The organism is Undibacterium sp. KW1, from assembly GCF_009937955.1.
Lineage (GTDB): Bacteria > Pseudomonadota > Gammaproteobacteria > Burkholderiales > Burkholderiaceae_D > Undibacterium.
The window spans coordinates 3114879-3136776 of sequence record NZ_AP018439.1 but is presented as its reverse complement, the minus strand read 5'-3'; the positions used below and the strand labels follow the sequence as shown (position 1 = coordinate 3136776).

The following is a 21898-nucleotide window of genomic DNA, read 5'->3' as shown; positions in this document are numbered from 1 at the left end:
TTATTGTATTAGCGTTTTGCCTGTATTGCTTCAATCTGATCCATGATTTTATTCATGCGTGCAAACACCGCCTGATATGGGGCAGGTGAGGCCAGATCCACACCCGCACTCTTGACCAGTTCATAAGGATAGGCAGAGCCGCCCGCTTTCAATATGTTCAGGTACTTGTCCCTGGCGCCAGTTTGGCCCTTGAGGATTTCGTCGGCAAACATCGAACCTGCAGCGATGGATGTAGCGTACTGAAATACATAGAAGCGGTTATAGAAATGCGGGATATATGCCCATTCCACTGCATAGGTGTCGTCTATCTTCATGACGCCTTCTTTGTCGCCATGATAGCTTTTCAGAATGTCGCCATAGATTTTCGACAGTGCTTCGCCAGTCAGGGATTCGCCTTTATCGACCTTGGCATGTACTTCACGTTCAAAGTCGGCAAACATGGCCTGACGGAAGAAAGTGCCGCGCAGGTTTTCCAGTGCCGAGCCCAGGTAGAGCAGGCGCTCGTCATCGCTCTTGGCGATTTTCATCATATGGTCAAGCAAGAATACTTCATTGGTGGTCGAAGCAATTTCTGCCGTGAAGGTAGGGTAGTCCGCACTGATGAATGGCTGATGTTTATTGGCCAGATAAGAGTGCATGGCATGACCCCATTCATGGCCCAGGGTCGAGACAGACTCATAATCATCGTTGTAGTTCAACAGCAGGTAAGGATGGACATCATAGGCAGCGCCATTCATATAAGCGCCCGAGCGTTTGCGTGGGCGAGGGTAAACATCCATCCAGCGTTCGGTCGTGGCTTTTGCCATGGCCTTGGCGTAGTCATCACCCAGCGGTCTGACTGACTCCAGCATCAGCCTGACACCATCCTTGATAGGGTATTTGAAATCGCCAGACACCAGCGGCGGATAAATGTCGAAATAACGCAGGTCTTTTACGCCGAGCAATTTCGCACGCAGTTTGAAATAGCGGTGCAGGGTAGGGAGGTTGGCACGAGTCTGCGTTACCAGTGTGTCATACACTTCACGTGGCAGTTTATTGTTATCCAGCGCCTGTGTCAGCGAATCCGGATAACTGCGTATCTTGGCGTAGGCAGAGTCACGTTTCAGCTGTTCGTAGAAGGTCACGCCATAGCTACGCTCAAACTCTTTCCATTTGCCCCAGAATGCATCGAACACCAATTGGCGGTCAGCACGGTTGGGGGCAGCACGGTATTTGGTATAGGCAGCCTGGTCTATGCGTACTTCTTCACCTGTCGATAATTTGACTTTGGGCCAGGGCATTTCTGCGTTGGATAAAGTCGAATAGACAGCGCTGGCAGTGTTAGTGGCCATGCCAAAAGTGGCGATGAGTTCTTCACCCTTTTTGTCCAGGGTGTGGGCTCCTGAGCGCAAGATGTCATCAAGCTGGTGGGCATAAATCTTCAAGCCTTTCTCTTTGGCCTGGAATGCCTGGATTTTTTTTGCCCCTATGCTCAGAATTTCCGGGCGCAGGAAAGAGGTGGCTTCTTCGACCTTGCTCCCCAGAATATCTGAGCGCTGCCCCAAATCCATGCCGGCATTGTCACCAGTATCCTGATCGCGGAACTGGAAAGCATAGCTGGCCAGTTTTGCATAGCGTTTGGATAAATCAGCGTTCAAATCCAGGCAAGTCTTGAAGCGGGCGATATTGTCAGCCAGATGACCACTACAGGTTTGAAACTGTTTTAGCTGCACTTCCAGCATGACGGCATCCTTGTCCCAGTCTGCCTTGCTCTGATACATATCATTTAAATTCCAGCGGTCTGCTTCGGTCTCACTGGGGTGGGCAGCAAAGGCAAAGCTGGGTAAGGTCAATGCAACAGCGAACAAGTTGCGAACAAGATGTTTATGCATGGTTAATGGTCCAGTGTGGATTTTTTTGGATTAATGGATGTGCAACAAGCAGGGTAGTGGCTTATTATTTATTTAATATGAGTGCTTTTCAGTATGGTCATATTAGCCCTGCACTTGAGGCCATATTCTGGTCTGAAAGTTCACAATTGAAAAGCAAAATTGAAAATATATTTACCGTAAATCCAATATTTAATTATTAAATTATTACTTTTATTCCGGACGGCAAGAAATCATGTGATACACACGCACTCGCACGGGAAGGCGAACTCTGGCTCGCCTTCCCGTGCAGATGCGTGGTAATTATTTGCTAACTAACTCTACTTTGATCAGATTGTCATCCGGTTTGCGATCTACATATTTAATATCCGGATCTATGCCTGCCTTGGCGGGCAAGTCCTTGACGACGAGCTTGAACACCATTTCTTTTTGATTGATGAGCTGACGCTGACGCAGCAAAGGCTTGCCGTCTTTATCATCTATGCCTACATCCATCCAGTCTTTCAAGGGAACTTCTTTTTCCACACCCAGCTCATCTGCCTTGAGTTTGTTGCTGGTGACTTTGAGCGTCACTTCATACTGACCATCGGGCAAGGTATGGGCAATGGCTGAAATGGCGCGGTTTTCATACAGGGTGATAGAGTCAAACAGGTCATCAATCACATATTGCTGCTCAGCCGGTGTCACCTCGCGCAATGCCGTGGTCAGTGCCGTGCTGCTAGGGTAGGGCGCACCGTTGTTGGTATGGCGTGCAATGACCAGGCGCAGGGCCTGATTGACTTTGTCTTCACCAATCTGGTCTTGCAGCAAATACATGGCCAGACTGCCCTTGGCATAGTGGATATAGTCTTGATTTTCATTGCGTGCCAGCGGTAATTCTTTTTTCCTCTCCTGACTGCGGCCCTGCAGATATCTGTCCAGCTCAAACTGCAGAAAGCGGCGCATGGTTGCATCACCATAGGTATGCTTCATGACCATCAATGCAGAATACTGCGCCAGGGTTTCTACCAGCACGGTGCCACCCTTGCTGTTACCCGAGATGACCTGATGTGCCCACCATTGATGGGCGACTTCATGTGCGGTCACATAGAAGGGGTAATCCACTTCTTTGGGATTATTGTCATCAACTCGGGCAATGAAACCTATGCTTTCTGAAAACGGTATGGTGTTAGGGAAAGCCTGGGCAAATCTCGCATAGCGGGGAAACTCAATGATACGGACCAGTTTATGCTGGTAAGGGCCAAAATTCTGGGTGTAGTAGTCCAGCGATTTTTGTACGCCCTTTACCATGCGGTCCAGATTGTATTCATGCCCTTTGTGGTAATCGATTTCTATAGGGATGTCATGCCATTGCGCCTTTTTTACTTCATAACGACCTGACAGGAAAGCATAAAAATTCAAGATAGGCTGTTCAGGCACGTATTGATAATAATTACGCCCATGTTCTTGCCACTGGCGCTTTAAGGTGCCAGGCGCAACGGCCATCTGATCTGCCGAGGTTGAAACCACCGCATCAAAGTTGATCCAGTCAGCGTCATTGGCGATATAGCTGTTTTCCAATGCCTTGGGATCATCGGTTTCAGCCATTCTTTCTTTTTCAGGCAAGCCCTGCTCGCGCCTTGCTTTGTCTTCCCTCAGCTCCATTGCAGCTTGATAGCCTATGTGCGGCACGAGTGTACTGTTGAAGAAGCTGCCATTGTAATAAAGGTAGCTGCCCTGGCTCATACTCAGGAAGTTTTTGGGTTTGATGTCGAGTTCAAAATTGAGCGTCAGTTTCTCGCCCTCTGCCAGCGGTTTTTTCAGTTTGTAGCTATGGAACCCCAGCTTGCCATCGGCGATATTTTTTTCACTGGCGACATCAAACCCCATCTTGATGATATTGATATCTTCTTTTTGCGTGATAAATATTTCCTGTATTGCCTGCTTGCTGCGGTTGATCAATTGATAGTTGCCTTTGATATGGGCGCTACGGGTTTGAGGATAAAGATCGACGTTCAGTTTGACGTCACTGATACGTGGCTGTGCCTGGCTGGCATATTGTTTATAGCGTTTTTCATACTGGGCATTGTCAGTCTGTTGTGCAAACTGGTTTTGGTAAGTATTGAGGACGTTAGTGAAATAAAAGATCGCAGCGCCAGTTAACACAAAGATGCAACTGCCAGACGCGAGCAAAACCACATTGCCGCCCTTTAAAGCCTGTTTCGCAGAGCGCAAACGCAGGCGGAAATCAGTAGTCGTGCCGCGTACCCACATCATTAGTGACAGGCTGACTAGTATCAGGGCGGCGCCTGTCCAATAAGCCAGATACCAGCGTGAAAGGGCCAGCATATGACCATAGCCATTCATGTCAGAATAGGTGAAGGCTGGAGTGATTCCATAGCGGAACATGGGATGTTCGATACCCAGTGCAGGCAGGGCGATCGTAGCTGCGTAATACAGTACGATCAAAAAGTAAGCCAGGTATTTGTGATTGACGATGGCTTGCAAGGAAATCGCAAGTACTGCCAGTAAGGCATAGTCCGGCCACTGCAACAGGAACAATTGTTGCAGATACTGGGTCAACTCATAATTGGTGTAGCCCTTTACCGTCTGTATCAGGATGCCGCACAACATCAGCACAAACAGCATAATGCCTTGCAAAACGATCAGTGCAATCAGTTTTGCTGCGAAAGGCAGGTAATTTGGTATCGGCAGTGCATCAAGCAATTGCGCAATACGTGCATCCCGTTCGCGCCATACCAGTTCACCAGCATAAAAAGTGGTAATGGCAAGCATGAATATTCCAAAGCTACCACTGAGGATTTCCAGCACAGCATAAGTCACGGGATAAGTGGGCGTGCCAAACATCTTGGTGATGGAACTGGAAACTGCGAACATGAACAAGACGCCCGCCAATAACATGACGATGAAATACACGTTTTTGACTGACTCGCGCAAATTCAGCATGCTTTCGGCATACAGCAGTTTCCAGTTGCGGCTGTTGGCGAAATTCGGCGTGACTTTTTGCGGCTGGATAATGACAAGGGTAGCTGTGGCCTGATCCTTCTTTTGTTTGCCAGCCGTATTGACGGTAGCGAATTGAAAGCGCCAGTAGCATAGCGCCAGACTGGCGAAGCCAAGAACCAGCCAGATCAGACGGTTAATCAGGAATACACCATCCAGCGTAATCTGGCGGGTATTCTTGTCGGCGATGCTCCAGTATTCAGTCACCATGCTGACGGCAGAGGAACCAAAAGGATCAAGCAGGGCGGCCATGGTCTTGTTATCCAGATCAGCCCGCAATGAACGGGCGACCAGGTAGCCAATAATCAACAGCACGCTGGATACATACACCGGCATCATGCGGCGGCTCAGTGCCCCCAGGGTAAAGAAAATGCCACCAAAAATAATAAAATTTGGCAATATCGCATACAGATAAGGCATCAGATAAGACAGGGCTTGCACTGGCCCCAGCCTGACGGCCTCCAGACCCGGCAGATAGCAACCCAGCCATGCGCCCAGGCCAAGACCAGAAAAGATAATGATGGAAGTCAGTAGCGCACCAGAAAAGCGGCCAGCAAGATATTGGAATTTACTGATGGGGGCGCTATAGAAAAAATGCCAGGTATGATGTTCTATATCCTGATGTGTTGCCTGCCCCATCAAGGCCGCGACTGTGCTGATGCCCAGATAACCAAGAAAGGTGATGCTCTGAAAAACTGCTACCGGTGCGTTGACATTGACCTTGCCGCCAAAGCCTATGGAAACACCGGGAAATACACCGCCGGCAGCCGCCATCCAGAGCAGGGCCAGACTGAAAAAAACCAGAAAATAAACATAAGTAGAAAGACTGCGCGACTTCTGACGCAGCTCGAACATGAGTATCGCTAACATGACGACTCCTCAGGCTGTGCGTTGAACTGGCGATGTCGCTTGGCTCGTCAGCAAACCGGCCATCGCAGAGAAATAGACATCTTCCAGGTTGCCAGCAGCCGCTTCAAATTCATGGCCCGGTTTTTCATCTGCATACACATGGATGAGTGTGCGGCCTGAGGTCAGGCGGCTGGAGATCAGTTGGTATTTATTCTGGCAGTCGGCGAGTTCGCTTTTTTCTATAAAGCGTTTCCAGATTTTTCCCTGTATCTGTGCTATCAGGGAAAGTGGCTGTCCGGTCAGTATGACTCGTCCCTTGTTGATAACAGCCATGTTATTGCATAGGTCTGCAACGTCTTCGACGATGTGGGTAGAAAGGATGACGATTTTTTCTGTGCCTATGTCAGCCAGCAAATTGTGGAAACGTACCCGTTCTTCTGGATCCAGGCCTGCAGTGGGTTCATCGACGATGATCAGTTTAGGATCGCCAAGCAGGGCCTGGGCTATACCAAAACGCTGGCGCATGCCGCCAGAAAATCCGCCGAGGTGCTTGTTCCTGACATTGTAGAGATTGGTTTGATGCAATAAGGCCTCGACTGCCTCTTTACGCTGCTTGCGCTGATCAAGTCCCTTGAGGACGGCGAAGTGATCCAGCAAATCATAGGCGCTGACCTTGGGGTAAAGCCCGAAATCCTGCGGCAGGTAACCCAGCAGGCGGCGGATATGATCTTTTTGTTCATGTATATTGATATTGTCCAGCATTGCAGTACCCGCATCGGCATCCTGCAAGGTCGCCAATGTGCGCATCAGGGTTGATTTGCCTGCGCCGTTTGGCCCTAGTAAACCAAACATGCCAGCAGGTATGGTCAGGTTGATATCATTAAGTGCTTGGACACCATTACTGTATTGTTTTGATAGCTGCTGTATGCGAAGTTCCATGCTTTTGTCCTTGTTGTAATTGAACTAATCCATGCGCAACGGGCGCGGGCACAGATATCTTATGTAAATGGAATGGGCAAATGGAAGGATGCGATGAAACGGGGCCAGCCGGGGATGGAAATGAAGAATTGCGGCTTGAATCATTTAATCATTGAAACAGGGCAGGGGAGTTTGCCCACTGGTTCGACCGCTTAAGTCAAAATGAACCTGAGTGCTGCAAGTTTGCGCTTGATGCGATATAATATGAGTTGGCGGGCCCCTGCGCATTGCGGCATGGCCAATCTGGTCAGGTCGGGAACGAAGCAGCCACAGTCATTTCCCGCAAGTGCCGCAGATCAGGCTCGCCAACTTCCAGTTTTATATCCCCATCTTATTTTCGTCCCCATGAATTTTGCATTCATGGATTTTTGCTGTTCATGCCGCAAATCGGTCTGTTTGCTTGACAGGCGCAATCAATGGAAGCAACAAGTTCAAGCTTGTTCCCTGGCCAGGCTCGCTTTGAAGTTCGATTTTCCCTCCCAGCACATCAGTCACCAGGTTATAGACGATGTGCATACCCAGGCCTGAGCCACCTTTCCCGAGTTTTGTCGTAAAGAAGGGATCAAATACACGCGCCAGATGTTCTGCTGAAATACCCGCACCGTCATCACTGAAAATAATTTCTACCTGATTGGCCCCGGCCAGGCGGGTCTTCAGGTACATATTGCCATGCTCACAGTGTTCAAAGGCGTGTGTCAGTGAGTTCGTGATAGAGTTGGTCAGAATTTGCGCCAGTGCGCCTGGGTAGCTTTCCATCGTGACTTCCGGTGCCAGGTCCATGTGCAATTGATGTTTGCTCCTGCTATACATGGGTTCCAGGGTGGTCAGGATTTCGCTCAGAGTGATACTCAGGTCAAAACGCCGTCTTTGATTACCGGACTGATCTACTGCAACCTGCTTGAAGCTGAGTATCAACTGTGCAGCACGGTCGAGACTGCGTACCAGGATATTGGCACCTTTGATGGTTTCCTGCGTCAATTGTGTGAGGATGGAGCGGCGTGGCTGGCTGGTGGATAATTCGCTCTCCATGCTGGCCGCATGGTCTTGCATGGTGGAGGCGACGGTAACGCTATTGCCTATAGGTGTATTCAGCTCGTGAGCTATGCCTGCCACCAGTGAGCCCAGGGCAGCCATTTTTTCAGAGCGTATCAGCTCATCCTGCATGGTAGTCAGGCTGTCGAGCGCATTTCCCAGTTCTTCATTGGTTTTTTCCAGGCTGTAGGTGCGTTGCCTGACGCGTTCTTCAAGTTCAGCATTCAACTGGCGCATGTCATTTTCCATGGCGCGCATGCGGCTGATATCAATGGGCGTAAAAATGACCATTCTGTCGCCATCAGATTCCAGCAAGCGTGAAGACAACAGACAAGTCGCTACACTGCCGTCCTTGTAGCGAAAGCGCATTTCAAATTGATCGACAAAACCCTGTTCATTGAGTAATTTCAGGTAGGTAGATCGTAAGGAAATATCTTCCCACAGTTGCAATTCTTGTGGCGTTTTGCCGAGGATTTCGCTGAGGCTATAGCCAGCCTGTCTGGCGAGGCTGTCGTTGATTTCTACAAACCTGTCATTACTGAGACTGATCAGGGCGAGCGGGACCGGGGAATACTTGAATAAATTGACGAATTTGTTTTCGCTCATGCGCAGCGACATCTCCGATTTTTTCAATGAATCTTCGGAGCGGTGCAGGCGGCGTATGTGCAGCCATAGTAAAAATGTCAGCGTGCTCAATAATAATATTGTTGCCCCTGAAAACACGATGCGGTCACGGGTGCGGTCACGCCAGGCAGCCAGAATGGAATCACTGTCACGTGCAAACACAGAAACGATAGGGAAACCAGCAATTTTGCGATAAGTATAAAGGCGCTCTATTTGGTTTTTTTCGTCAAGAAACTGGCTGTCCATAAAATTACCTTCAACAGCCTGCCTGAGCATGTCCTTGATCAGTGGCGATTGCCGGACTTCTTTACCCACATATTCTTTATCAAACGGGAAGCGGACAATGACAGTGCCATCTTCAGTAAATAAAGAGACCATCGCCTTGCTGTCTTTGGCAACCCTGGCATACACAGAGCTGAAATAGGAAACACTGATGTCAGTGCTGATAATGCCAAGATGCTTGCCATTGTCTGCAAACAGGTTGCGGGCAATGGGAACGACAAGTTCGGTATCGTAAAAACGCTGAAAAGGATGGCCGATCACGGCATGCCGGATTTCAGGATGTTTCAGCAATACGGGAATGTAAGTTCTCTCGTCAGCGTCAACCTGAAAGGCTGGATAGTCTATGGTGCTGACAAAAGCTTTGCCCGAAGGATTAACGTACTGCAATGCTTTCAATACCTTGTTGAAGGGCTGTGCCTTGGTAATCAGTTCGCGGATGATGTCATCATTAAGCTCTTGTTCGCGGCTCATGGATTGTATGGCACTGATGACCGTGCTCAGGTTGCCATCTGCCTCGCGCAAGGTCTGGGTAGCATGTTCTTCCAGCAAACGGACAGTCACCAGACCATTTTCATATTCAGATTTGAATGTGACATTGCGGTCTTGCGAGATGGCCCACCAGGTTTGCAAAATAATGGCAACAATTGCCAAACCTGCAAGCAACAGGAAAATGACACCAGCAAACCTGGGTCGTTCAGCCGGTGCTGCCATATCTGTCCTTGTCTCTGTATAAATATTCTTTGTTTGTTTCGCAGGCGCCGCAACATCAGACAAGCTATTGGTGTCTTGTGCCTCAGTAGTATACCCCTGTCCCCAGGCAAAAATCCTGTCCGGGAACTCTTTCAACATAGCCTTTTTTCTTTTCCAGATCCCTGGTGACAGGATTGGGCCAGCGATAATTCACCCATCCTTTCCCTTTGGAGAAACATTTCTCTACCATTTCCCTGATCAGGAAAACACCATCCTGGTCACGCATGTCGAGCATGACTTTGCCAACAATCTTGGGGTTTTTGCCATGCACAGACTGATATCCCTTCTGGTCCAGGGTGTAAAGGTAAAGGTCACCTTTTTTATTGATTTCACTGACAGAGTTGAAGGGGCTGTCCAGCCGGTTGAATTCGATAACGGCCTTCTCTACACCGTAAGTCTTGATATATTCCTGGGCTTTTTGTATCAGGGCCAGGGCTTCAGCTTCCGTGCTTCTCTCTACAGCTATCGCCTGAAGTGGGACGCTGACAAGTAAACCCAAAACCAAAGCGTAGCAAATTCTTTTCATGCTGGTCTCCCTGTTCTGGCAGCATCTGAAGAGATATAACTGGTATCCGATTTTGTATCATCGGGTCAAAGCGGGCAAGCATAGGTCAAATAAAAGTTAATTGTTGCTTAAATTAGCTCGATTTAACAATGAAATCGTTGTTTTTCAGAAAGTGCATGCAGACCAGGATAAGGGGTCATGCATGAGCGGGATTTGATTGCTATATTGCTAGCGGCGAAGCAGCCGGGCGCGCATGATGATATGCGCGCCAGTGCCGGACTGCCTGGTGTTGGTGATGTACTATGCAGCAGCCCTTTTGTCCGTGACGGTGGCGATAGGGCTGAACTGTGTTGCAGTGATGACGATCAGGATCAGCAAGCTGCCACTGCCCATGAACAATTGCGGAATCGTGATGCCACGCAGCAGCCAGCCTGTAAAAGCAGCAGAGACCGGCCCTATGCCCATGAAGATAAACATGAACATGCTCATGGCGCGACCTATCATATATGGCGGTACCTGTTTTTGTACCCAGGTAAATACTGCCACATGCAGAAAACCACCGAGTATGCCCACGCTTAGCAAAATCAGTGCCCCTTGCCAGCTTGCGCTGATCAGGCCCATGGGTGCGAACAGGATGCCGACCAGAAAATCGACCAGCAGGATAGTGCGGCCAAGGTTGCCAAAGCGCAGATTGGGCTTCATGCCTGCCAGTGCCATTCCCAATAAGGTGCCCGCACCATGTGAGCCTGCCATTAAGCCCAGTGCGCTGGCACTATTGCTGAGCTGGTTTGCCATCACCGGTAGGGCAATCTGTATCGGCCCCATGATAAAGAAAGCGATTGCCGCCCAATAGATAAAGCAGCTACGCAGTTGTTTCTCATTCCAGCAATATCGCAAACCTTCTGCGAGAGACTTAAGCAGTGCCGGTTTTTGTGCTGCAGGTGTTGCGCCAGGTGATTTTGGCATGCCTTCATTCATCCTGACCTTGCTCAACGTCCAGGCTGAAAAAGCATAGGTAAAACAGTCAAAGAAAAATGCTGCTGCCAGGCCTTGCGCATCATGGACCATGCCACTTTCTTGCGTACCAAACAGGGCGATCAACAGGCCCGCCAGTACCGGGCCGATGAACATGGTCAACTGACGCATGCCCAGCATGATGCCATTTGCTGGCTGCAATTGCGATGGCTGTACGACACGCGGCAACATCGATGTACCTGAAGGTATGCTGAAGGCTGTCGATATACCCAAACCCAGGGCCAGCGCATAGACCATCCATAATTCCAGCTTGCCGTAAAAAATCAGGGCACTTAATATTCCCAGCAGCAGCGTATTGATGTATTTGGTTTGCATCATCACAGTCTTGGGCGAGTAGCGATCGACCACTGCTCCACCTAGTAATATCAATAATGCGCGTGGCACACTGATCAGTGCCAGCACGATGCCGAGTATCAGGGTGTCACCAGTCATCTTCAGCACCAGCCAGGGCAGGGCAATCAAAGTGAACTGGTCACCCAGCATGGAGATGGCGCCACCACCTATCATCCAGAGGAAATTGCTGTCCTTGAATAAGCCTTTAGGCGCGTTGCCCGTTTTATGCGTATCTATATTGTTCATGTTGTTTTCCTTACTTTTCCTTGCTGCTTTTCAAGAGAGTTTTTCTCCAAAATTGCCATCCCCTGACGGGCGTAGGCAATGATGTTGAGTGTCAACCCTCCGCCTATGCTTAGCTCCGGTTCTTTTTCATGGATGCTTCTGACTTTGAGCATCGTGGGCAAATGATTGCCCCATGCATCCATGAACAGCTCGCGCCATTTGATTAAAGTGGCTTGCACATCAGGATGGTCAGGCGGTAGGTTTAGAGCCATTTTTTGCCTTACTTCAGAAAAGATGCGTGTCCACGATTCTGCATTTCTGAAAAATGAGGCGCGAAAATACTTTAGTTCTTCTTCGCTCAGGTATTTTCTGTAAATGTCATACCTGAATTCTACTGATGCGCGGGTGATGAAATCCATCATCTCATCATCGACGCCGCTTAAAGACTGTAGTGATGGCTCTTTCCGGTGCATCAACGTGAATTTGCTGAGCAATCTGGGATCAGGCATGATTTGACTCATGGCCAGTACCCATTCTTTGGCCAGTTGTTTGGCCTTTGGGTCAAGTGGCGATATTTTCTGATCCAGCAAAAGCCTGGCAGCCTTGACGTAAGGGGCCATATGCGTTTCTATCTTGCTTTGTGCTTGTGATTCCAGTTTGCGCATATCCAGAATCTCATCACGGCTGAAATATTTGCCGATCAGGCTCATCATTTCCAGCGTCGATAGCCAGTATTCAAGATTGGGTTCGTCATCGGCTTTCAATAAGCCTGACAATTCTTGCAGCCTGTCACGCAGTTCCATGCTTTGTGCTATTTGCTGATCCAGGCCAGAAATCTGTTCGTCTATGACGAAGTGCAAATCATTGCCAGCGCTGTTGATGACATCGCCCACTTCTGCCAGCGATAAATCCAGGCGGCGCAGGGCTTGTATGTGATGCAGGCGTTTAATATCTGATCTGTCGTAGAGGCGATACCCTGCCTCTGAGCGCGCAGATGGCTTGAGCAAGCCAATTTTGTCGTAGTGATGCAGTGTGCGTATGGTCAGGCCAGTGCGGCTGGCCAGTTCACCGATTTTCAATAACATACCTGATCTCCTTCAATGAGGGAGACTATAAAGCCTCACCTAATGTCAGGGTCAAAGGTTTTTTGAAAATATTTTTATTGCTCGATTTATTTGTCTTTTTTGTATTGTTGTGGCCAATAAGCCCACATGACGCCAAGCAAACTGGTCAGCAGGATAAAGCCCCATTCCATGCCACCTTGACCAGGGCCGACAACATACCAGCCATAGTGGGAGTGAACATGGAGCAATCCAAAGCAAACAACAATGATGTGGCCGATGCACGCAGGGACGACCAACCGATTGGCCAGCAATGCCAGGCTGCTGGCAGTTTGCACCAGCAAGACCAGCCATGCCAGGGCTGTGCCAAAAGGATAGCCAAGTTCAGCCAGGAACTCGCCAAATTTGGGGATATTCGCCAGGTGGGTGTAGCCATGCAGTGGGTGCATCAAAATAATCAGTGCGACACCTATGCGTACAATATCCATACCACGGTGCTGGTTGGCTGGATTCGCTTGATTTAATTTATACCATTGTTGAATCATGGAAAGTCTCCAGAGTAATGAGCTATCGACAATGGCAGATAATCAAATTGGAAATTGGCTTATGTGATCAAACACTCATGCAGAGTGATGAATTCAAGCTGGATTTGAGATGGAGATAGTCTGGCGACGCGCCGTCACCAGACCAATGGATCAATAGACCAATAGAAATTAATGCTTGATTTCAGGGGCGGTCAGCGTACCTTCCGTCAGCGTGCTGGCAACGAATAACTGCGCGCAATCCACTTTGTCGAAACCATAGTGCTTGCCGCAGAAATCACAATTGATATCCAGCGCGCCAAGATCAGCGATGGCAGACTGGATTTCTTCTTCACCCAGCATTCTGAGCATGTCGCCGACTTTTTCACGGGTGCAGTTGCACTGGAACTGCGGATGCAGAGGATCGAATACGCGTATGGTTTCTTCCCAGAACAGGCGGTGCAAGAGCATGTCTATCCCTGTGCTGAGCAATTCAGGGCGTTTTAAAGTGTCACCCAGCATGACGGCGTGGTTCCAGGCTTCAGTTTCGTCTTCCACCTGCGCTTCAGCACCACCGGTTTTAGGTAGTTTTTGCAGCAGCATGCCACGTGCGACCTGATCGTCCGCCGCCAGCCACAGCTTGGTATCGAGCTGTTCTGAACGCTGCATATAGTTTTCTATGACAGTTGCAATGCTGTCACCATCGAGCGGCACGATGCCCTGGTAAGCCTGCTGGCCTGGCAATTTATTGTTCGGGTCGAGCGTAATCACAAAACGACCTTTGCCATGGGAATGGATCAGGTCAGTCAGGCTGGCGTCGTCTGCGATATTGGCATGCTCACCGAGTTTGGCAGTGGCACGCATTTTCAGTTCGCCATCGCATTCAACCACAAGCAATTTGACCGGGCCATCGCCATGGATTTGCATGATCATGGTGCCATCAAACTTCAGGTTGGCTGAAAGCAGGGCAGATGCCGCCATCAATTCACCGAGTATGGTTTGTACCGCAGCCGGATAAGTCTTGCGTGCCAGGGTTTGTTGCCAGGAGTGGGTCAGTTCGACCATTTCGCCGCGTACACCGGCATGTTCGAACATGAATTTTTGTAAGGTATCAGTCATAGTTATCGCTAAATCAGTCTATGCGTTTCAGTTGTGTTTTAAAGGCTTGCCCACGTTTTACGTAAGTGTCGGCATTGCGCTGCAGACTGGCAATATCGGCTTCGCCCAGTGTTCTGACAACTTTTGCGGGCGAGCCTATGATGAGGGAGTTGTCAGGGAATTCCTTGCCTTCCGTGACCAGTGCACCGGCACCAATCAGACAGTTTTTGCCTATCTTTGCACCATTCAGCACTACCGCCTGTATGCCTATCAATGAGCCATCACCAACAGTGCAGCCATGTAGCATGGCCTGATGGCCGACAGTCACATTTTTGCCTATCACCATGGGATAGCCAGGATCAGTATGTAAAATGCTGCCTTCCTGTACATTGCTATTTTCGCTGATGGTAATCAATTCATTGTCGCCGCGGATGGTGACGTCAAACCAGATGCTGGCATTGGCTTCTATTTTGACTTTGCCTATGATGTTGGCACTGTCGGCAATATAGGCGGATGCATCAATTTCAGGGCTGAGGTCACCGAATTGGTAAATGGGCATGATTTTTCCGTAAAATGGCGCTTTATTGTTGGCGCAATATTGGCTAAAGCCCGTATTGTAAACCTCAGCGGGCTTGCTTGCCCGACTTCGCATCGATATGAACGATAAACTTATTAATGAATTAAGGGGTGATGCCCTGACGGCTTTGCTTGAGTCTGATCCTCAACGTAAATGTGAGGTTATCCACGCAATTCTCAAGGAGCCTTTGCTGGATGTTGCCAAGGTTTTTGTGGAACCGACGGGCATACCCGGGCGCTTGAGCAAGCCCGAACTGGTGCCACCAGGTAAAGTAGGTCGTCGTGCCATGAATACAGTAGAGGGCAGGGCAGTACTCATCCATGCGCTGGCGCACATAGAACTGAATGCAGTCAACCTGGCTGCGGATATCATTTGGCGTTTTGCCGGTATGCCAACGCAGTTTTATCTGGACTGGTTGAAAGTGCTGAAGGAGGAGGCTTATCACTTCCAATTACTGGATGGACATTTACATACCCAGGGGTTTGCCTACGGCGATTTCACTGCCCATAACAGCCTCTGGGAAATGGCAGAGAAAACCAAGAGTGACCTGTTGGCCCGTCTCGCCCTGGTGCCACGTACGCTGGAGGCACGCGGCCTGGATGCAACGCCAGCCGTCATGGCCAAGCTTGCGCAGGCAGGTGACCAGGCTGCTGCCGATATACTGGCCATTATCCTGCACGATGAAATTGGTCATGTTGCCATAGGGAATTTCTGGTACAAGAAACTCTGCGCTGAACAAGGGCTGGATATTATTTCGACTTATGCCGAGATGGCCCGTAAATACAAGGCCCCGCCAGTGCGGGGGCCCTTTAACCTGGAAGGCAGGAGGGCAGCAGGGTTTGATGAGGATGAGCTTCGTGCCCTGCAGGCAGCGGCAAATATTTAATCTCCGGCACGTACCGAGCCTATACCTTCCACAGATTTGCTGACATTACGTGGGCGGCCGTAATAAATCAGGCTGCCTATGCCTTGTACGGATGCATTCAGGCTGTCGCGTGCATTGACGGATACCGAGCCTATGCCTTCTATATGCGCATCTACTTGTTCGGCAATCAGGTCCTTGGTTTCTACCAGGCCCACGCCTTCGGCCCGCAGGATAAATGATTTGACCTTGCCATTCGCTACCAGCATGCCTGCTCCTTCGTAATGCAAGGCAAAGTGGGGGCCGGAAAGATTGTTCAATACGGTTTTACCCGCACCTTCCATCTTGAAACGGCTCAGTTCGGGGATGCTGATGATGACCTGGGAGTTGTCGCTGACCTTGATGGAATTTTTTTCTTTATAAGAAATGACCAGTTCGTCACCAATGACTTCAGTAATGACGTTATTGACAAACCTTTCATTGCCCTTGACTTGTACAGACTGGGATTTGCCAACTTCCACCACCAGGCTGAAGGCACTGCGGGTCTTGATGGACTTGAAGGTTGGCAGGTTACGGGTTTGCTCATCGGCAAAAGCAGTAGAACTCAGCAGCAGGGCAGCTATCAACAAGATGTGGCGCATGGTTTTCTCCAATGTAGGTGTGTTGCATTGGTGCTAGTATTGCCAATTTTGTCCTTGCCTGCCCACGCTTTGCGATGAACTGCAAAATTCTGGGGATGAGCCGTCATTCAGGCTGGGCGCACCGTGTTCAGCTTTTCATAGTGCAGCATATCCAGCCATACACCATTGCGAAAGACCGAAGCATGCGAGTGACCATACTCTCTGAAGCCGCATTTGCGCATGATGGCCTGGGATGGCAGGTTGTCAATGATGACGGTGGCCTCAATCCGGTTCAATTTGAGTTCTTCAAATGCCTGCTTGACGACGGCATTGACTGCGGCTGTCGCATAGCCATGGCCTCCGTGCCGTTTGCTGAAGCGGTATCCCAGGAAAGCCTTATGGTATTGATCTTGCTCAACGCCACGCAGGGTGATGCGGCCAACGACTTCATTCTCTATCCATGCCAGGTAGTGATATTCACGATTGGCGCTGGCCAGGTATTGTGCTTGTTCCAGGCTGGAGCGCACTTCTGGCAGACAATAAAAGTCATTGCCACGGCTGGCTATCCATTCTTCAAAATGGTCGCGGTTTTCCTGTTCAAATGCGAGTACGGCAGCGGCATCGTCGGATTTGACGAGTGTAATGATCAGAGATGAACTCATGGATATGATGTCAAAGCTGGTTGATGAATGAAGGATTGTAATGGATGCTTAAAGTTGTTGCTGTTACTGTCGTAATCAAGATAAACCACTTGCATTGAAGAATGTCATGACAGCACTCATAAGATCAATCAGATCAATCAGATCAATGGTAAACCGGATTGCGTTAATTTTACTCGGCGTATTCTTTTCTGCGCACTCCATCGCACAAATGACCGATCCCGGTTTGCCGCCTAATTTGCCGTCCAATAAGGCCCTGGTATTGACAGGCTTTGCGGTTAACAAGCCTGTGCAGGTACTCGATATTGATGATGCTTCACAGGGTTTCCCCAAGGCGATTGCCCGCAGACTCATGCGTGAACGACAAGTGCAGGTACGCACCTCGCCTGATTTATTGTCGTTTGACTGGCAGCAGGATGTGCCGCCAGTGAATCTTTTGCAGCAACTGGGGCGCACTTATGCCAGCCGTTACATCGTATCAGGTGAAATACGCAATGCCGGTACCAAGATAGATACCAACCTGTTTGGTCTGACGCAAAAAAGAACCCGTGCCATAGAACTGGATGTGCGCATCTATGACGCAAGTACTGGCCAACTGCTGGCTCAGCAGGAATTCTCAAATGCCGTTGCGGGTAATGTGAGTATAGGCCGTGAGCATGTCTTCGATGGTGCAGCCTTCAATAGCACCCTGTATGGCAAGACCATCAGCGACATGCTGGACCAGGTTGCGAGTCTGGTCAGCGCCACGGTGATGGCGCAGCACTGATCACTGATTCTTGGCAACCCTATTTTTCTGCACGCTCTTCTTCACGCAGCCGTAATATGCGTCGCTGTATTTTACCGGTCGTAGTCATAGGCAAGGCGTCGATAAATTCTATCTCCTTTGGATATTCGTAGGGGGCGAGTTTGCCGCGCACATGGGCTTGCAATTCCTTGATCAGTGCATCATCTCCCTGAAAACCCTGGCTTAACACCACATAAGCCTTGACCAGGTTACCCCGTTCTTTGTCGGGCTTAGGCACGACAGCCACATTTGCCACTGCTGCGTGTTTGACCAGGCAATTCTCGATTTCTGATGGGCCTATGCGATAACCTGCCGCCTTGAACATATCATCTGCGCGGCCCTGATACCACAGGTAGCCATCGGCATCTCGCGTAGCCAGGTCGCCAGTCCTGCACCAGTCACCAGTGAATTTATTGCGGGTTGCCGTGTCGTTTTTCCAGTAACCCATGAAGAACACAGGGTCAAGATGGCCATAGGCATCATAGCGGCTCATGGCAACTTCACCTGTTTCACCGTCCGTCACTTCATTGCCGTCGTCATCAATGACAGCTACCCTGTGTCCGGGGTAAGGTCGCCCCATACTGCCAGGTTTGGCTGGCCACAATTGATGGCTATTGCCAACGATGTAGTTCATTTCAGTCTGGCCAAACATTTCATTTGGTGTGATGTGCAGCGCTCTTTCACACCAGTTGAAGACTGCGTCACCGACGGCTTCACCCGCAGTCATGATGGCGCGCAGGACGAGCTTGTATTTCTTCCTGGGCTTGGGCTCTGCCTTCATCATCATCTTCAAGGCAGTGGGGAACAGGAAGGTATTTGTGACCTGATATTTTTCCAGCAAATAATAAGCAGTCTCTGCAGTAAAACGCCCCTGGTAGCCAACGATGGGTTTGCCAAAATACAGGGTGGGCAATAATGCATCCATCAAGCCACCAGTCCAGGCCCAGTCAGCCGGTGACCAGAAGACATCTTCATCTTTCGGGAACCAGTTTTGCGAAGCCACAAAGCCAGTCAGATTACCGATAATGGCAGAATGCGGTAGCAGCGCACCTTTGGGCGCACCAGTAGTGCCGCTGGTGTAAATCAGGATGGCAGGATCGCTGGAACGGGTGTCAGCAATGTGTGCATTGACAGGCATGTTGGGTACATGGGTTTCCCAGTCTATGCAGGGTGGCATGTCGTCATTGGTATCGCAATCTACGGTAATGACGGTTTTCAGGTCGGGACAGCGGCTGCGTATTTCCTCAAATGCCTTTATCCCACTGCTATCCAGGACAATGGCGATGGACTGGCTGTGCTGCAGCCGGTATTCCAGCGCCTCTGGCCCAAACAGGAAAGACAGGGGCATGACGATGGCACCAATTTGCAGGCAAGCCATGATGGTGATGGCGGTTTCTGGCCTTTGCGGCAAGATGCAGGCGATCACATCACCGCGTTGTATGCCTTCCTGCAACAACAGATTGGCAAGCTGGTTGGCTTGTTCGTGTAGTTGCTGATAAGTCAGGCGGCGGCTATTGCCTTCGCTGTCTTCATAGAGGATGGCAGTTTTCTTTGCATGCTTGTGCTTTACTGCCCAGCGGTGACAACAGGCTTCTGCGATATTGAAATTACTGGGTACATCCCACCTGAATTCGTGATAAAGCTGATCATAATGATCAACATGGGTAACTTGATCAGCTTTTGTATCGTTTTTAGTGTTGTCTTTGAGTTTGTTCAACTGCTTCATCCTGCCTCCGTTATAATAATCGAACGGTCGTGCTATTGTATGCTTATGCTGTAAGTGCCCTGGGGCATTAGTATCATGCTACTTGATAATGCGCTGTACAGGCTGGCGTTTGCCCGTATTTCCAGATGAAAAATATTAAATTCTTATGAATACTCTATTCAAGCCTTCACGTACGTCCTTTCTTGATATCCGTGGTCTGCAATACCATGTGCGCAGTTGGGGGCGGGAAGATGCGCCCAAGATCATCATGTTGCATGGCTGGATGGACGTGTCTGCGTCTTTCCAGTTTGTCGTCGATTGCCTGAAACAAGACTGGCAAGTGATTGCACCTGACTGGCGCGGCTTTGGATTGACTGAGTCACCGAAGGTAGATACGTACTGGTTCCCGGATTATCTGGGTGACCTTGATGCACTGTTGAGGCATATCTCGCCGGATGAACCCGTGAACCTGCTGGGCCATAGCATGGGCGCGAATGTCGCTGGCCTGTATGCAGGTGTGCGGCCAGAGCGCGTGCGCAAGTTTATTAATCTTGAAGGCTTTGGCATGCCAGTGACACATCCCAAGCAGGCTCCGGGCCGTTACAGGAAATGGCTGGATGAGCTGGAAAACCAGGCTGGCCTGCGCACTTATGCTTCGCAGGCAGAAGTCGTCGCCCGTTTGCAAAAAACCAACCCTCGTCTGTCGGACGTAAGGGCAGCATTTCTTTCTGCCCATTGGGCCAAGGAAACCAGTCCCGGCTGCTGGGAGATTTTGGGTGACCCTGCCCACAAACAAACCAGCCCGCTCTTGTACAGAGTGGAAGAGGTCATGGCTTGCTGGCAAAAAATCACTGCACCAGTATTGTGGATGGAGGCAGATGACACCAATGTCTGGCACTGGATGGGGCCAAAAGAAGAAGCACGTGTAGAAATAGACAGGCGCCTGGAGCATATACCGCAGCTACAAAAAGAGATGATTTTCGATGCCGGGCACATGCTGCATCATGATCAGCCAGAGAAATTGGCAGAATTGATAGAGGCTTTCTTGCTGAAAGATTGATTTAGCTGCTCAGCTTACCTCTGTACAAGAATGAAAAAGCGAGTTCTGGGTTAAACTCCCAGAACTCGCTTTTTATTTTCTATTCATATTTCCGGCACCATGAGCACGACAACTCAATCACCCAAATACGGTTTCACCACCACCATTCTGCACAGCGACAGACAAAAAGAAATAGAGCACGGCTCTGTTCATAAGCCCATCCATACCTCAGTCATGTATGGTTACCGCGATGCGCGTGATCTGGCAGCTGTGTTCCAGAATAAACAATCTGGCTACCGCTATGGTCGCCAGGGCAATCCTACGGTCTCTGCGCTGGAAGAAAAAATCAGCAAGATGGAAGGCGGGCTGGCGACTATTGCGTTTGCCACCGGCATGGCTGCCATAGGTGCGGTGTTCCAGGCATTGTTGCGCCAGGGTGACCATGTCGTGTCATCCTCATTCTTGTTTGGCAATACCAACAGCCTGTGGCAAACCGTTGCTGGTCAGGGCGTTGATGTTTCTTTGGTGGATGCCACTGATGTAAACCATGTTGCAGCAGCACTTACGCCCGCAACCCGCATGGTGTTTGTCGAGACCATCGCCAATCCACGTACGCAAATCGCTGATTTGAAAAAAATAGGTGAACTCTGCCGTGAACAAGGCATCCTGTTTGTAGTCGATAACACCATGACTTCGCCTTATCTGTTCCAGCCCAAGGCTGTACATGCAGGTCTCGTGATCAATTCGTTGACCAAGTCTATCGCCGGACATGGCAATGTACTGGGTGGTGCCTTGACGGATACCGGTTTGTTTGACTGGAGCGCATTTCCAAATATTGCCGCCAACTTCCGTAAGCAGCCCGCAAAGATGCAGGGTCTGGCACAAATCAGGGCCAAGGCTTTGCGTGATTTTGGTGCCTCGCTGTCGCCAGAAGCAGCACATCAAGTTGCCGTAGGTGCAGAAACCATCGCTCTGCGCATGGACAGGGAATGTGCGAACGCCCTGGCTCTGGCAAAAATGCTGGCTGCCGACCCGCGTGTAGCGGCAGTGCATTATCCTGGCCTGCCAGACCATCCACAGCATGCCCTGGCGACTGAGTTGTTTGAAGCCTATGGTGCCTTGTTCAGTTTTGAGTTAAAACCCGAGATAGATTGCTTTGATTACCTGAACCGCCTGAAGCTGGCGATTAATGCAACTCATCTTGGTGATACCCGCACCCTTGTTATTCCGGTTGCACACACCATTTTCTTTGAGATGGGGGCAGAACGTCGTGCTGAGATGGGGATAGCTGACTCTTTGATACGCGTTTCTGTCGGCATAGAAGATACCCAGGATTTGCTGGCTGATTTTGCGAATGCCTTGGTAGCTGAGTAAAAAAGCTAGGCGAACTTTGAACTAAAGCCATTTTTGCAGCACCTCTGTCTGAGGCGTCGGATAGTGCTGCATTTGGCGTGTATTCGATTTTAATTTCTGTATTGGCAAGGTAAT

At 49.8% G+C, this 21898-nt stretch carries 17 protein-coding genes and 1 other RNA gene; 5 read left to right on the top strand and 13 right to left on the bottom strand.

The genetic code is table 11. The annotated features are described in order from the left end of the window. Positions 1-8: 8 nt before the first annotated feature. The 3 genes from pepF to UNDKW_RS14085 all read right to left on the bottom strand — a co-directional run bounded on the left by pepF (position 9) and on the right by UNDKW_RS14085 (position 6659). Positions 9-1871 (bottom strand): oligoendopeptidase F, encoded by a 1863-nt coding sequence (gene pepF / locus UNDKW_RS14095; RefSeq protein WP_162059204.1) that lies wholly within the window; start codon positions 1869-1871, stop codon positions 9-11. 300 nt (positions 1872-2171) lie between these two features. Next, a complete protein-coding gene (locus UNDKW_RS14090; RefSeq protein ID WP_162059203.1) occupies positions 2172-5741 on the bottom strand; it encodes a M1 family aminopeptidase in 3570 nt (1189 codons plus the stop codon). Between the two features lie 9 nt (positions 5742-5750). Continuing rightward, a complete protein-coding gene (locus UNDKW_RS14085) occupies positions 5751-6659 on the bottom strand; it encodes an ABC transporter ATP-binding protein (protein ID WP_162059202.1) in 909 nt (302 codons plus the stop codon). A gap of 250 nt (positions 6660-6909) precedes the next feature. Between UNDKW_RS14085 and ffs the strand changes: the two genes are divergently transcribed. Next, positions 6910-7008, top strand: an RNA gene (gene ffs / locus UNDKW_RS14080) — signal recognition particle sRNA small type. Between the two features lie 65 nt (positions 7009-7073). Here the strand turns inward: ffs and UNDKW_RS14075 are convergent. From UNDKW_RS14075 to UNDKW_RS14045, 7 genes are all read right to left on the bottom strand, one after another. Next, positions 7074-9347, bottom strand: coding sequence for an ATP-binding protein (locus UNDKW_RS14075; protein ID WP_162059201.1), 2274 nt, complete (start codon positions 9345-9347; stop codon positions 7074-7076). Positions 9348-9429: 82 nt separating this feature from the next. Continuing rightward, the gene (locus UNDKW_RS14070; protein ID WP_162059200.1) at positions 9430-9912 is read right to left on the bottom strand and encodes a cache domain-containing protein; all 483 of its coding nucleotides are present in this window, start codon (positions 9910-9912) and stop codon (positions 9430-9432) included. Positions 9913-10191: 279 nt separating this feature from the next. Further along, positions 10192-11505: an MFS transporter gene (locus UNDKW_RS14065; protein WP_162059199.1), complete on the bottom strand. Its 1314-nt coding sequence runs from the start codon at positions 11503-11505 to the stop codon at positions 10192-10194. Beyond that, a complete protein-coding gene (locus UNDKW_RS14060) occupies positions 11502-12569 on the bottom strand; it encodes a MerR family transcriptional regulator (RefSeq protein WP_162059198.1) in 1068 nt (355 codons plus the stop codon). The genes UNDKW_RS14065 and UNDKW_RS14060 overlap by 4 nt, the downstream gene beginning before the upstream one ends. Before the next feature lie 86 nt (positions 12570-12655). Continuing rightward, positions 12656-13090 carry a DoxX family protein gene (locus UNDKW_RS14055; RefSeq protein WP_162059197.1) on the bottom strand — a complete coding sequence of 145 codons (435 nt, stop codon included), beginning with the start codon at positions 13088-13090 and terminating at the stop codon, positions 12656-12658. A 168-nt stretch (positions 13091-13258) separates the two neighbouring features. After that, on the bottom strand, positions 13259-14185 hold the full coding sequence (gene hslO, locus UNDKW_RS14050; protein ID WP_162059196.1) for an Hsp33 family molecular chaperone HslO: 927 nt from the start codon (positions 14183-14185) through the stop codon (positions 13259-13261). Between the two features lie 13 nt (positions 14186-14198). Further along, positions 14199-14723 carry a gamma carbonic anhydrase family protein gene (locus tag UNDKW_RS14045; RefSeq protein WP_162059195.1) on the bottom strand — a complete coding sequence of 175 codons (525 nt, stop codon included), beginning with the start codon at positions 14721-14723 and terminating at the stop codon, positions 14199-14201. A 97-nt stretch (positions 14724-14820) separates the two neighbouring features. Between UNDKW_RS14045 and UNDKW_RS14040 the strand changes: the two genes are divergently transcribed. After that, entirely contained in the window at positions 14821-15627 is an 807-nt protein-coding gene (locus UNDKW_RS14040; RefSeq protein ID WP_162059194.1) for a ferritin-like domain-containing protein, read from the top strand. Here the strand turns inward: UNDKW_RS14040 and UNDKW_RS14035 are convergent. Both UNDKW_RS14035 and UNDKW_RS14030 read right to left on the bottom strand, forming a co-directional pair. Further along, complete coding sequence (locus UNDKW_RS14035; protein ID WP_162059193.1) at positions 15624-16244, bottom strand: GIN domain-containing protein; 621 nt, start codon at positions 16242-16244, stop codon at positions 15624-15626. The genes UNDKW_RS14040 and UNDKW_RS14035 overlap by 4 nt on opposite strands. Positions 16245-16351: 107 nt before the next feature. Further along, a complete protein-coding gene (locus UNDKW_RS14030) occupies positions 16352-16885 on the bottom strand; it encodes a GNAT family N-acetyltransferase (protein ID WP_162059192.1) in 534 nt (177 codons plus the stop codon). Between the two features lie 208 nt (positions 16886-17093). On the opposite strand from UNDKW_RS14030, the gene UNDKW_RS14025 reads away from it, so the two are divergent. Beyond that, positions 17094-17648 carry a flagella assembly protein FlgT middle domain-containing protein gene (locus UNDKW_RS14025; protein WP_162059191.1) on the top strand — a complete coding sequence of 185 codons (555 nt, stop codon included), beginning with the start codon at positions 17094-17096 and terminating at the stop codon, positions 17646-17648. Between the two features lie 19 nt (positions 17649-17667). Here the strand turns inward: UNDKW_RS14025 and UNDKW_RS14020 are convergent, their stop codons facing one another. Next, entirely contained in the window at positions 17668-19392 is a 1725-nt protein-coding gene (locus UNDKW_RS14020) for an acyl-CoA synthetase (RefSeq protein WP_162059190.1), read from the bottom strand. Between the two features lie 145 nt (positions 19393-19537). Between UNDKW_RS14020 and UNDKW_RS14015 the strand changes: the two genes are divergently transcribed. Then, entirely contained in the window at positions 19538-20431 is an 894-nt protein-coding gene (locus UNDKW_RS14015) for an alpha/beta fold hydrolase (RefSeq protein WP_162059189.1), read from the top strand. Between the two features lie 99 nt (positions 20432-20530). Continuing rightward, entirely contained in the window at positions 20531-21784 is a 1254-nt protein-coding gene (locus UNDKW_RS14010) for a cystathionine gamma-synthase family protein (RefSeq protein WP_162059188.1), read from the top strand. The last annotated feature ends 114 nt before the right edge of the window (positions 21785-21898 follow it).